The organism is Avibacterium paragallinarum, assembly GCF_900450705.1.
Classification (GTDB): Bacteria; Pseudomonadota; Gammaproteobacteria; order Enterobacterales; family Pasteurellaceae; genus Avibacterium; species Avibacterium paragallinarum.
In genome coordinates, this window is record NZ_UGHK01000001.1 from 234,506 (window position 1) to 246,982 (window position 12,477).

At 44.0% G+C, this 12,477-nt stretch carries 10 protein-coding genes and 1 tRNA gene; 1 reads left to right on the forward strand and 10 read right to left on the reverse strand.

All coding sequences use genetic code 11. The features are described 5' to 3' along the window. Nucleotides 1-75 precede the first annotated feature (75 nt). Nucleotides 76-2,682, forward strand: a complete 2,607-nt coding sequence (gene acnB, locus DXZ23_RS01405) for a bifunctional aconitate hydratase 2/2-methylisocitrate dehydratase (RefSeq protein ID WP_021723710.1) — start codon at nucleotides 76-78, stop codon at nucleotides 2,680-2,682. 45 nt (nucleotides 2,683-2,727) lie between these two features. On the opposite strand, the gene truB is transcribed toward acnB, so the two are convergent. The 10 genes from truB to DXZ23_RS01455 all read right to left on the reverse strand — a co-directional run bounded on the left by truB (nucleotide 2,728) and on the right by DXZ23_RS01455 (nucleotide 12,457). Further along, nucleotides 2,728-3,648, reverse strand: coding sequence for a tRNA pseudouridine(55) synthase TruB (truB, locus tag DXZ23_RS01410; protein ID WP_017806404.1), 921 nt, complete (start codon nucleotides 3,646-3,648; stop codon nucleotides 2,728-2,730). Beyond that, nucleotides 3,641-4,048 carry a 30S ribosome-binding factor RbfA gene (gene rbfA / locus DXZ23_RS01415; protein WP_017806403.1) on the reverse strand — a complete coding sequence of 136 codons (408 nt, stop codon included), beginning with the start codon at nucleotides 4,046-4,048 and terminating at the stop codon, nucleotides 3,641-3,643. Before rbfA ends, truB begins: the two co-directional genes overlap by 8 nt. A 146-nt stretch (nucleotides 4,049-4,194) precedes the next feature. Further along, nucleotides 4,195-6,714, reverse strand: coding sequence for a translation initiation factor IF-2 (gene infB, locus DXZ23_RS01420; RefSeq protein ID WP_017806402.1), 2,520 nt, complete (start codon nucleotides 6,712-6,714; stop codon nucleotides 4,195-4,197). 16 nt (nucleotides 6,715-6,730) lie between these two features. After that, the gene (nusA, locus tag DXZ23_RS01425; protein ID WP_017806401.1) at nucleotides 6,731-8,230 is read right to left on the reverse strand and encodes a transcription termination factor NusA; all 1,500 of its coding nucleotides are present in this window, start codon (nucleotides 8,228-8,230) and stop codon (nucleotides 6,731-6,733) included. A 23-nt stretch (nucleotides 8,231-8,253) separates the two neighbouring features. Next, nucleotides 8,254-8,709 (reverse strand): ribosome maturation factor RimP, encoded by a 456-nt coding sequence (gene rimP / locus DXZ23_RS01430; RefSeq protein ID WP_017806400.1) that lies wholly within the window; start codon nucleotides 8,707-8,709, stop codon nucleotides 8,254-8,256. A 122-nt stretch (nucleotides 8,710-8,831) separates the two neighbouring features. Beyond that, nucleotides 8,832-8,908: transfer RNA gene (locus tag DXZ23_RS01435), tRNA-Met, on the reverse strand. Nucleotides 8,909-9,025: 117 nt separating this feature from the next. Further along, nucleotides 9,026-9,757, reverse strand: a complete 732-nt coding sequence (locus tag DXZ23_RS01440) for a BUD32 family EKC/KEOPS complex subunit (RefSeq protein WP_017806399.1) — start codon at nucleotides 9,755-9,757, stop codon at nucleotides 9,026-9,028. 21 nt (nucleotides 9,758-9,778) lie between these two features. Further along, nucleotides 9,779-11,221, reverse strand: a complete 1,443-nt coding sequence (locus DXZ23_RS01445) for an alanine/glycine:cation symporter family protein (RefSeq protein ID WP_017806398.1) — start codon at nucleotides 11,219-11,221, stop codon at nucleotides 9,779-9,781. A gap of 309 nt (nucleotides 11,222-11,530) precedes the next feature. Further along, nucleotides 11,531-12,109: a tetratricopeptide repeat protein gene (locus tag DXZ23_RS01450; protein WP_017806397.1), complete on the reverse strand. Its 579-nt coding sequence runs from the start codon at nucleotides 12,107-12,109 to the stop codon at nucleotides 11,531-11,533. A gap of 12 nt (nucleotides 12,110-12,121) precedes the next feature. Continuing rightward, the gene (locus DXZ23_RS01455; RefSeq protein WP_017806396.1) at nucleotides 12,122-12,457 is read right to left on the reverse strand and encodes a hypothetical protein; all 336 of its coding nucleotides are present in this window, start codon (nucleotides 12,455-12,457) and stop codon (nucleotides 12,122-12,124) included. Nucleotides 12,458-12,477 lie beyond the last annotated feature (20 nt).

The window sequence follows — 12,477 nt, forward strand, 5'->3', positions numbered from 1 at the left end:
TTTCTTGTTTAGCGCAAGAAAGTGAAAACAAGAAAAGTGCTACCCCTAACGATAAAAGCAATAAGAGGAAACACAATGTCAAACTTTCTACAAAATTACCAAAAACATATTGATGAACGTGCGGCACAAGGTGTTGTACCAAAACCATTAGATGCCGAACAAACCGCACAGCTTATCGAATTATTAAAAAATCCCCCTGCTGAGCAAGCCGATTATCTCCTTGAGCTTTTTAAAACCCGCGTGCCAGCAGGGGTGGACGAAGCGGCTTATGTCAAAGCGTCCTTCCTTGCTGCAATTGTCAATGGCACGGCCCATTCGCCATTGATTAGCCCAGAAAGTGCGGTGCAAATTTTGGGTACAATGCAAGGCGGTTATAATATTGAACCCTTGCTGCAAGCCCTTGATAATGAAGTCCTCGCCCCTTATGCCGTCAGCGCCCTTTCTTCCACCCTTTTAATGTTCGATAATTTTTACGATGTAGAACAACGTGCCAAACAAGGCAACCCTTACGCGCAACAAATTCTTGAATCTTGGGCGAATGCAGACTGGTATTTATCACGTCCAAAACTAGATGAAAAGATCACCGTTACCGTATTTAAAGTGTCGGGTGAAACCAACACGGACGACCTTTCCCCTGCACAAGATGCGTGGTCGCGTCCCGATATTCCATTACACGCCTTAGCAATGCTAAAAAATGAACGAGAAGGCATTCAGCCTGATGACGCTGGCAACATTGGGCCAATTCAACAAATTAATGCGTTAAAAGAAAAAGGCTATCCACTTGCTTATGTGGGCGATGTGGTCGGCACAGGTTCATCACGCAAATCCGCCACTAACTCAGTGCTGTGGTTTATGGGAGAAGATATTCCTTACATTCCGAACAAACGTGCAGGCGGCGTGGTATTAGGCGGAAAAATTGCCCCTATTTTCTTCAACACCTTAGAAGACGCAGGCGCATTGCCGATTGAAGTGGACGTTAGCAAGCTCAATATGGGCGATGTGATTGATATTTACCCATACCAAGGCAAAATCTGCAAACACGATAGCGATGAAGTTTTGGCTGAATTTAGCTTAAAAACCAATGTGTTATTAGATGAAGTGCGGGCGGGCGGACGTATTCCACTAATTATTGGACGTGGGCTAACCCACAAAGCGCGCAAATCCCTTGGCTTACCTGATAATGATGTATTCGCCAAACCACAAGCCGTTGCGGATAACCACAAAGGCTTTACCCTTGCGCAGAAAATGGTCGGCCGCGCTTGTGGTGTAGAGGGCATTCGCCCGGGGCAATATTGCGAACCAAGAATGACTTCAGTCGGCTCGCAAGATACCACTGGCCCAATGACTCGTGATGAGCTAAAAGATCTCGCCTGCTTAGGTTTCTCATCAGATTTAGTGATGCAATCTTTCTGTCATACGGCTGCCTATCCAAAACCTGTGGACGTTGTTACCCATCATACCCTGCCAGATTTTATTATGAACCGTGGCGGTGTTTCCCTGCGCCCAGGGGACGGCGTGATCCACTCTTGGCTCAACCGTATGTTATTGCCTGATACCGTAGGCACTGGCGGCGATTCGCACACACGTTTCCCGATTGGTATCTCTTTCCCTGCGGGGTCAGGTTTGGTGGCATTCACTGCTGCCACTGGTGTAATGCCGTTAGATATGCCTGAAAGCGTGCTAGTGCGTTTCAAAGGGGAAATGCAACCAGGGATCACCTTGCGTGATTTAGTACACGCCATTCCATATTATGCGATCCAACAAGGCTTGCTCACCGTAGAAAAACAAGGCAAGAAAAATATTTTCTCGGGTCGTATTTTAGAAATTGAAGGGCTAGAACACCTGAAAGTGGAACAAGCCTTTGAGCTTTCCGATGCCTCTGCTGAACGCTCCGCGGCGGCTTGTACCATCAAATTAGATAAAGAACCGATCATTGAATATCTCAATTCCAATATCGTGTTGCTCAAATGGATGATTGCTGAAGGCTATGGCGATTCACGCACCCTTGAACGCCGTATCAAAGCAATGGAAAAATGGTTAGAAAACCCAGAATTGCTCAGTGCTGATCCTGATGCAGAATATGCTGCGGTGATCGAAATCGATCTCAATGAAATCAAAGAACCGATTTTATGCGCACCAAATGATCCTGATGACGCACGCCTACTTTCTGACGTGCAAGGGGATAAAATTGACGAAGTATTTATCGGCTCTTGTATGACCAACATCGGGCATTTTCGTGCTGCAGGGAAATTATTAGCCAAATTCAAAGACGTCATTCCTACTCGCCTTTGGATCGCACCGCCAACCAAAATGGACGCAAGCCTACTTACTGAAGAAGGCTATTACAGCATTTACGGCAAAAGTGGTGCACGTATTGAAATTCCGGGTTGTTCACTTTGTATGGGTAACCAAGCCCGCGTAGCAAACAACGCCACCGTGGTTTCTACCTCAACACGCAACTTTCCAAACCGTTTAGGACAAGGGGCGAATGTGTATTTGGCTTCTGCTGAACTGGCTGCCGTGGCGGCACTACTCGGCAAACTGCCAACGCCAGAAGAATATCAAGCCTATGTGGCGGATTTGCAACAAGATAAAGAAGATACTTATCGCTATATGAATTTTGATCAACTTAATCAATATACACAAAAAGCGGATAACCTAATTTTTAAAACACAGATATAACCACATCAAAGTGCTGTCATTATCTGACAGCACTAGCATTGGTCGTTATTGTGATACAACTAATCGCTGTGGATGAATAACACTATTTTTATCAAGCATTGCCACACCAATAAATTGCTCCTCAGCAGAATACAACCGCACTTGACCATAAATGCCTTGTGGATTATCAAACTTTATCCGTTGTCCAAACCCAACAGCTCGGCTTTGTTCGGCGGTTAAAGCCAACGCAGGCAAGGATTTCACCGCACTATCCATTGGCAATAAATGATGGTCGATCAAGCTTAAATCTTGCTGTTCGCTTAATGCTTGCAAGGCTTCTATGGTCATCATCGCTTGTTGTGGATAATCCGCGACAGCAAGGCGACGGAGCATTGTAACGTGTGCACCACAGCCTAGCACTTCGCCTAGATCGTCCACTAAGGTGCGGATATAAGTGCCTTTCGAACAATGCACTTCCAAGGTTAAATAAGGGGCTTGGTATTCGATAAATTTCAGCTCGAAAATGGTGATCGGGCGGGCTTCTCGCTCAACGGTAATGCCTGCTCGTGCGTATTCATACAAGGGTTTGCCCTGATGTTTTAAGGCGGAAAACATTGTCGGCACTTGCATTATATCGCCACGGAATTGTTCAAGTGCGGTCAAAATCTCTTCTATTTTTGACCGCACTTCTCGCGTTTCCGCCACTTGCCCGTCTGCGTCAGAGGTGTCCGTGCGTTCACCCAGTTTTGCGGTAACCAAGTAACGCTTATCGGAATCCAATAAATATTGCGAAAACTTGGTCGCTTCGCCTAAACAGATGGGCAACATTCCCGTTGCGAGCGGATCTAACGCCCCTGTATGCCCTGCTTTATTCGCCTGAAATAGTCGCTTCACCTGTTGCATAATTTGATTGGAACTCGCCCCTTGCGGCTTGTCCAATAAGAAGATGCCGTGAATGTCGCGACCTTTCTGTTTTCGATTACTCATTGTTTTCTTGACTGTTTTCTTGTGCTGGTTGGTGGCGTTTTTCATCATCACGAATCACTTCGCTCACCAAGTTAGACATTCTCATTCCTTCCACTAAGGATTGATCGTAGATAAAGCGTAGCTCTGGCACGATACGTAAGCGCATTGCTTTTGCCAAGAGCGAGCGGATATAAGGTGAGGCTTTTTCCAACCCTTTCATTCCACTTTCAATAATGCTTTCATCTTGATCAAACAAAAAGGTAACGAAAACTTTCGCATAAGCAAGATCGCGGGAAACTTCCACATCAGACACGGTTACCATTCCAATGCGAGGATCTTTCACTTCGCGTTGTAAAATCACCGCGATTTCTTTTTGTAATTCTTGTGCGACGCGATCGGAGCGTTTAAATTCTCTTGCCATTTTATTTTCCTATAAATAAAAACAGGATAATGATGTGATCGCGCGGCATTTAGCCTACGGCGAAAATCCTATCCTATTTACATTTGTGTGATTAATTTTTTATTAATAAGGAAAAGTGCGGTCAAAAAACACCGCACTTTTTGCCATTAAATTGAGCGTTTAATTTCAACCACTTCAAAGACTTCAATTTGGTCGCCGACTTTGACATCGTTGTAGTTTTTCACCCCGATACCACATTCCATTCCGTTACGCACTTCAGCAACGTCATCTTTGAAGCGGCGGAGAGATTCCAATTCACCTTCAAAGATTACCACGTTGTCGCGTAATACACGGATTGGGTTGTTACGTTTCACGACCCCTTCGGTTACCATACAACCTGCGATTGCACCGAATTTAGGGTGGCGGAAGACATCACGCACTTCAGCAAGCCCGATAATTTCTTGTTTAAATTCAGGTTGTAACATTCCGCTCATTGCCGCTTTGATTTCGTTAAGTAGTTCATAAATAATTGAATAATAACGTAAATCAATGTTTTCGTTTTCAATAATACGGCGTGCTGACGCATCGGCACGAACGTTAAAGCCGACAATAATCGCGTTTGAAGCCGCCGCAAGGGTGGCATCAGTTTCAGTAATTCCGCCCACACCTGAGCCAACCACGTTCACTTTCACTTCTGGTGTTGAAAGCTCTTGGAGGGCTTGAACGATCGCTTCAACCGAGCCTTGAACATCGGCTTTTACAATCACGTTCAATTCTGCCACATCGCCCTCAGCCATATTGCTAAACATATTTTCAAGTTTCGCTTTTTGCTGACGAGCGAGTTTCACTTCGCGGAATTTACCTTGACGATACAATGCCACTTCGCGGGCTTTTTTCTCATCACGCACCACCGTGGCTTCATCACCCGCTGACGGCACGCCCGATAAGCCTAGCACTTCCACAGGAATTGATGGGCCTGCTTCTGAAATTTCTTTACCGTTTTCATCACGCATTGCACGCACACGACCATATTCAAAGCCACAAAGTACAATGTCGCCTCGGCGTAATGTGCCTGATTGAACCAAAATGGTAGCAACTGGCCCACGCCCTTTATCGAGGTAAGATTCGATCACCACGCCCGTTGCCATTCCATCTTTCACTGCACTGAGTTCTAATACTTCAGATTGCAATAAAATCGCATCAAGCAATTCATCCACGCCCGTTCCTTTTTTCGCTGAAACATAAACGAATTGCGTATCCCCACCAAATTTCTCGGCGATCACTTCGTGTTGCAATAATTCTTGCTCAACGCGATCTGGGTTAGCTTCTGGTTTATCAATTTTATTTACTGCGACCACAATCGGCACGCCTGCTGCTTTTGCGTGTTGGATCGCTTCGATAGTTTGTGGCATCACACCGTCATCAGCGGCAACAACAAGCACTACGATGTCTGTCGCTTTCGCTCCACGTGCACGCATTGAGGTAAAGGCGGCGTGCCCCGGTGTATCTAGGAAGGTGATCATTTTGCCATCGTCTGTTTCAACGTGATACGCACCGATGTGCTGGGTAATTCCCCCCGCTTCGCCCGCTGCCACTTTGGCTTTACGAATGTAGTCAAGTAAAGAGGTTTTACCGTGGTCAACGTGTCCCATAATGGTAACTACTGGTGCACGGGTAACTTTCTCCGCATTGACATCGCGATCGCCTAATACGGATTCTTCAAGCTCGTTTTCTTTACGCAGGATTACTTTGTGTCCCATTTCTTCAGCGACAAGCTGTGCGGTTTCTTGGTCGATCACTTGGTTGATGGTTACCATTTCGCCCATTTTCATCATTGTTTTGATGATTTCAGTAGCTTTCACTGCCATTTTATTGGCAAGCTCTGCCACTGTAATAGTTTCTCCAATCACCACATCACGGTTTACTGGTGCGGCTGGTTTGGTGAAGCCTTGTTGTAGGCTGCTACCTTTTTTACCTTGTTTACCTTTCGCACCTTTACCCGCTTTAAAATCTTTGCCATTTTTGCGGTTAGCTTCACGATCGTTTTTGCTGCTTTCTTCTTCACGTCCGCCTTTTTTCGCTTTGGCAACTTTATTTTTACCACGTCCACGATTTTCATTACGGCGGATTTCTTCGTCTTCCGCTTCACGGGCATAGCTTGAGGTTAAATGTTCATCAGTATAATCATCAGCCGTATTTTCGCTGCTTTCCTCTGCGTCAGCCAAATCTGCATAACGTTTTGCTTCTTCTGCTGCTTTGCGAGCTTGTTCTTCCGCTTTTTGACGAGCAAGTTCATCAGCTTTACGGCGTAATTCCGCTTCTTCCGCTTTCAGACGTTCTTTTTCTTTGTCTTCTGCTTTCGTTGCTACTTTTTGCTCTTTTTTTGCATTTTCAGTAGCTTTTGCTTTTTCCGCTGCTGCCTTTTCTGCGGCAGCTTTTTCTTCCGCCGCTTTTCTTTCTGCTTCTTTCTTCTCAGCTTCTTTGCGTTCCGCCTCTTGCTGAGCTTTTAAGCGAGCCTCTTCTTCAGCACGCTTTGCCGCTTCCGTTGGAACAGTGCGTTTTTTACGCACTTCCACTTGAACCGCTTTACTTTTTCCGCTACTAGTTGTTGCACTCACGGTCGTTTTTGTACGACGCTGTAGGCTTAATTTTTTCGGTGTATCCGATTTTTTTACTTCATCTACCATAATTTTACACCTCTACTTATGCTTCTTCACTGAACCAACAAATTTCACGTGCAGCCATAATTAACGCTGCGGCTTGATCGGCATCGATTTCTTCAATATCCGTTAAATCATCGACACTTTGTTCAGCAAGATCTTCTAATGTGGTAATTTGTTTTTCAGCCAATTTCACTGCGATATGACGATTCATACCTTCGAGTTCTAACAATCTATCTTCAATTTTGGCTTGTTTTAATGCTTCTTCTTCTGCCAATGCCATTGCGGTCAGTACATTTTTCGCTCGGGTTTGCAATTCTTCAACCAGATCTTCATCTTCCAAACCGTCAATCGCGGTGAGTTCGTTCACTGGCACATAAGCCAATTCTTCTAAATTAGAGAAGCCTTCTTCAATCAGAATATGGGCGAACTCTTCATCGATCTCCAACGCCTCCATAAATAATTTCAGCACTTTATTATCTTCGGCTTGGTGCTTCTCATTTAACGCGGCAGTTGTCATCACATTTAGTGTCCACCCTGTTAATTGAATGGCTAAACGCACATTTTGCCCATTGCGTCCAATGGCTTGTGGTAAGTTTTCTTCTTCAACAGCAATATCCATTGAATGATTATCCTCATCAACCACAATCGAAGTTACGTCCGCTGGTGCCATTGCGTTAATCACAAACTGAGCTGGATTATCGTCCCATAACACAATATCCACACGCTCCCCACCAAGTTCATTGGTGATGGCTTGCACGCGTGAACCACGCATTCCCACACAAGCTCCCACAGGATCAATGCGTTTATCATTGCTTTTCACCGCGATTTTTGCTCTCGCCCCTAGATCACGAGCCGCACCTTTAATTTCGATCAGCTCTTCACCAATTTCAGGCACTTCAAGGCGGAACAGTTCGATTAACATTTCAGGTTTAGCACGGGTAACGAAAAGCTGAGCACCTTTGCTTTCAGGGCTCACTTTATATAGCACGCCACGCACGCGATCGCCCGGTCGGAAATTCTCACGCGGTAACATATCTTCACGCAAAATCACCGCTTCCGCTGATTGCCCTTCTTGTTTCAACTCTAAAATGATGTTATCACGGTTTACTTTTTTCACTGTACCCGTAACAATTTCACCTTCATTAGCACGGAACTGCTCAACCACTTTATTACGCTCTGCTTCACGAATTTTGCTACTGATAACTTGGCGTGCGGTTTGCATTGTGATGCGATCAAAAGCCACAGATTCAATTTGATCTTCAACATAATCACCAAGTTGAATCGCTGGATCTTCAAATTGTGCCGCTTCTAAAGTAATTTCTTTGGTTGGATTGGTTACTTCTTCTACCACTAACCAGCGGCGGAAAGTATCAAACTCGCCCGTTTTGGGATCAATCACAACGCGAACATCGATCTCTTGCTCATATTTTTTCTTGGTAGAAAGGGCGATGGCACTTTCTAAGGCTTCAAAAATTTTCTCACGCGGTAATAATTTTTCATTTGAAACTGCTTCAGCAGCCAATAAAATTTCTTTACTCATTCGTTTTTTCTTCCTGTTTCATCTTAAAATTTAGGAACAACGTTGGCTTTTTGGATATTGCCAAACACTAACACTTGTGGCTGACCTTCAACAATCAACGTCAGCATATCATTATCAATTTTCTCTAAAACGCCCTGCCATTTACGGCGATCCAACACTGGCATTCTGAGATGCACGAGGATCTCTTGCCCAATAAAACGTGCATATTGGTTTAAGGTAAATAATGGGCGATCTAACCCCGGCGATGACACTTCAAGGTTATATTTATCGGCGATCGGGTCTTCCACGTCTAAAATGGCACTCACTTGACGGCTCACGTCTGCACAGTCATCAACACTCACACCACCTTCTTTATCGATATAAATACGCACGGTTAAAAAACGGCCTGTGCGCTGACATTCAATGCCCCAAAGTTCACAGCCTAAATCTTCAATAGAACCTTTTAATAAATCTGATAATTTCTCTTCTAAAGTTGCCAAAACAACCTCCTAATACAAAATCAAGACGTAAAAAAAGGGCTAATCAGCCCAGTTCTACATCTAAATTGCTCGTACGAAAAAACCCCAAAATTGGGGTTCTTTTTACTGAACTTTCTATGAATTGGTTGCGGGGGCTGGATTTGAACCAACGACCTTCGGGTTATGAGCCCGACGAGCTACCAAGCTGCTCCACCCCGCGTCCGAAATATGTGGCGTATTATACGGATAAAAAGAAAAATAGCAAGGCTTTTCTCTAAAAGAATATGAAAAGGAACAACGCGAAAAAATCCCCCTCAAAAAGCACCGCACTTTTCCTTTAGGCTTTCGCCAACATTACATCAAACAAACGATAAATAGCGATCAAATCCATTCTTGCCACAGGCTTAAATGGCAACAGCAAATAATACAACCAGCGATTTTTTTGGATAAACGACAAGGTATGCTGCCATACTTCTGGATCACAATATTGCTGATATTTATCCACCACAAAACGCATTTCTTCTTGATCGATCACATCAGAACGCCCAAGGCTGTGAATAAAAACGAGGCTATCACGCACTTTTTTCCACATTAAATTGGTCGTTTTTGAACGGGCTTCAAAATCAATAAAACGCACACGCTCTTGCTCCCACGTCATATCGCGTAAGGCGGGGCGACCGTGGACTAAATTCTGCCGATGTAAATCTGCCAAGGCTTTTGCCCCATCAGCCAAAATCGCCAATTTTTGCTGTGCGGTTACGCTTTCCTCTTCTGCCCATTGTCTCAAGGTTTTCCCCGCATCTTGCAACACAAAAAAATCTTCCCCCGCTAGCACAACCTTTGGCACGGGAGCATTTTGTGCCATTAAATCTTGCAATGCGGCTAATTCATTAGCGAAAGCCCGCTTAGGCTGTGGCTTTAAAAATCGCCACACGCCTTTGACTTGTTCAGGTTGTTTCAGCCAGTAGCGCTGATTTGCATAGTCAAAACAACGGATACGCTGACCTTTATGCTGTTGCAAAAGATCTTGCACATATTGCACAAAATCCGCTTCTACGAAATCTGTCATTACCCTGCCTCAACCACAAAATTAACGCCAAACATCAGGATTTACACCACGTTTAAGCAATTCTGGATATTGCTCAATTTTAAATTCAGGCTCTTTCACGCCCGCTTTAATTTGACGCTGATAATCTTTCAGCAATGTCCAAACGATTGGCGAAAGCAACACGATAGACACCAAATTGATTAATGCCATTATCGCCATCACCGTATCCGCAAAGTTCCAAACCACATTGCCAGAATTGACCGCACCGAAATAAACGAAAAATAGCACGATTAAGCGGAAAATTAGCACCACCAACGGGCGATTTTTCAGGAAGCGGATATTGCTTTCAGCATAGGCATAGTTTCCAATAATAGAAGAAAAAGCGAACAGTAATAAAATGAACGCAAGAAAATGCAAGCCAAATTCCCCAACGTGATATTGCAAGGCATTTTGCGTTAAAGAAATGCTTTTGAGCGATTCGCCACCGTAATTATCCGATAATAAAATGATGATCGCCGTACAAGAACACACCACGATAGTATCCACAAACACGCCGAGCATTTGAATAAGCCCTTGACTGACGGGATGTTTCACATCGGCAGAAGCCGCCGCATTCGGGGCGGAACCCATACCCGCTTCATTCGAGAATAACCCACGTTTAATCCCCATTAACATTGCTTTCGAGAAAATCGCCCCGAACATTCCGCCTGCCATTGCATCAAAAGAGAAAGCACTATGGATAATATTGCTGATTACAGTTGGGATCATTTCAATATTCATTCCCATAATGATCACAGCCATAATTAAATAAAATAATGCCATTACAGGGACAACACGTGCTGATACTTTACCGATCCGCTTCACCCCACCAAAAATAATTGAGGCTGTTAAAATCACTAAGCCAATTCCTACATAGCTTGGTGTCCATTTCCACGCATTGCCTGTGGCTTCTACAATCGCATTAGATTGCACTGCATTAAAGGCAAAACCAAAAGTAAAAATTAACGCAATGGCAAAGCACGCCGCCAAGCTGCGAGAGCGAAGCCCTTGCACAATATAATAAGCAGGGCCACCACGACTTAAACCGTCTTTATCTTTCAGTTTGAAAAGCTGAGCGAGGGAAGATTCTGCAAAAGCACTCGACATTCCAATCAATGCCGTTACCCACATCCAGAACACCGCACCTTCGCCACCAATGGCGATCGCCGTCGCTACACCGCCAATATTCCCCACCCCAACACGGCTCGCCAGCCCTGTTGCAAAGGCTTGGAATGGCGTTAAAGATTGCCCGTCAGAAGAGCGTCCAAACCACATTTCACGCAAACTTTGCGGAAACAAACGTAGCTGCACAAGCCCTGTAGTCAGTGTGAAGAAAATCCCCACACCGAGCAATGTAATCACCGTAATATCCCATAACGGCCCGTCAAAATGTTCTACAAACCAGGTTAGCCCAGCTTCCACGTTACTAATAAGTTGATCAAACATCACTTCTCTCCTTATATCTTAGAAAGTACGCATTCTAATAGATTTTATATAAAGAGAGAACAATTAGGATAAAAAAGAGGATAAAAATTTAAAAAATAACAAAATGATAAAAACGCCTCTAGAAAACACCGCACTTTGTTAGATCATATTTAATCACATCACAAAAATGAAGTAGCGTGGAAAGAAAAAAGCAAGGTCACCACCTTGCTTTATATCTAATTATTAATGCTTATTTTTCTTCTAGCTCCATTTGCATGTAGCACCCCATATCTAATCCCGCTTCGCAGATAAGGATAATTTTGCTCGCATTTATTTTCCTTCATTCAACATACGATACACATCACACCCACTTTGATCTCCATTTTCACAAGCTTTACTAGCCCACATTTTGGCAAAATTTAAATCCTGTTTAACGCCTCGACCTAATCCATACATTATCCCTAAATTAGTTTGAGCCTCTGCAAATCCCTGCTCTGCCGCTTTTTGATACCATTTCACCGCAAGCTGATCATCTTGTTTTACCCCCTTGCCCTCGTGATAAGCATTCGCCAAACTAAACTGGGCTTCCGCTAGCCCTTGCTCAGCGGCTTTTGCATACCATTTAGCCGCTTGTTGGAAATCTTGCTTTACTCCCATTCCCTCGTTAAACATCGCCGCCAACATAAATTGTGCCCCCACATTGCCTTGTTCTGCCAATGGCGGAAATAATTTCGCTGCCTTGTGCCATTCACCACGATCCGCTGCATCAAAGGCTTGTTGCAACGGCTCACCGCCTGATAATATAGCTTGCTCAATTAAATCATCATTGAGTTGTGCAAACACAGGAGTTGCTCCCAACACAGTAAAAGACAACAACACCATAGCCAATAAATTTCTACTTAATTTCATCTCGTTTCCTAGTTAATTTTTCCAATGTCTTTCAACGCAATAATCCGCAGCCTTTTCGCCCACTTGCTCCATACTTTGCTCAAATTGCTTAATGGTCATCTCACCTTGATTTAAGCGTTGTTCCAACTGCATTTTATCAAATTCTGTTTGCATTTGTGAAAGCAAACAACCGCACCAAGTGGCTTTTGAAATATCCATCAATTTTGCAAGTGTACCTATTTTGCTTTCGTCATCGTTACATTTTTGATAAATGGAATAAGTCATTTCCGCTTTCATTTCCGATCCCCAATTCCCTGCTTGCACTAATGGGGTGAAAGCAAGGGTTAAAAGTGCGGTTGTTTTTTTCATTGTTTTTCCTTTTATTAAAT

Coding starts and splice junctions, on each gene's coding strand:
- DXZ23_RS01445 (WP_017806398.1), bottom strand. CDS start 11,221: ATGTTTGATCAACTTATTAGTAACGTGGAAGCTGGGCTAACCTGGTTT.
- DXZ23_RS01440 (WP_017806399.1), bottom strand. CDS start 9,757: ATGACAGATTTCGTAGAAGCGGATTTTGTGCAATATGTGCAAGATCTT.
- DXZ23_RS01450 (WP_017806397.1), bottom strand. CDS start 12,109: ATGAAATTAAGTAGAAATTTATTGGCTATGGTGTTGTTGTCTTTTACT.
- infB (WP_017806402.1), bottom strand. CDS start 6,714: ATGGTAGATGAAGTAAAAAAATCGGATACACCGAAAAAATTAAGCCTA.
- DXZ23_RS01455 (WP_017806396.1), bottom strand. CDS start 12,457: ATGAAAAAAACAACCGCACTTTTAACCCTTGCTTTCACCCCATTAGTG.
- rbfA (WP_017806403.1), bottom strand. CDS start 4,048: ATGGCAAGAGAATTTAAACGCTCCGATCGCGTCGCACAAGAATTACAA.
- truB (WP_017806404.1), bottom strand. CDS start 3,648: ATGAGTAATCGAAAACAGAAAGGTCGCGACATTCACGGCATCTTCTTA.
- acnB (WP_021723710.1), top strand. CDS start 76: ATGTCAAACTTTCTACAAAATTACCAAAAACATATTGATGAACGTGCG.
- nusA (WP_017806401.1), bottom strand. CDS start 8,230: ATGAGTAAAGAAATTTTATTGGCTGCTGAAGCAGTTTCAAATGAAAAA.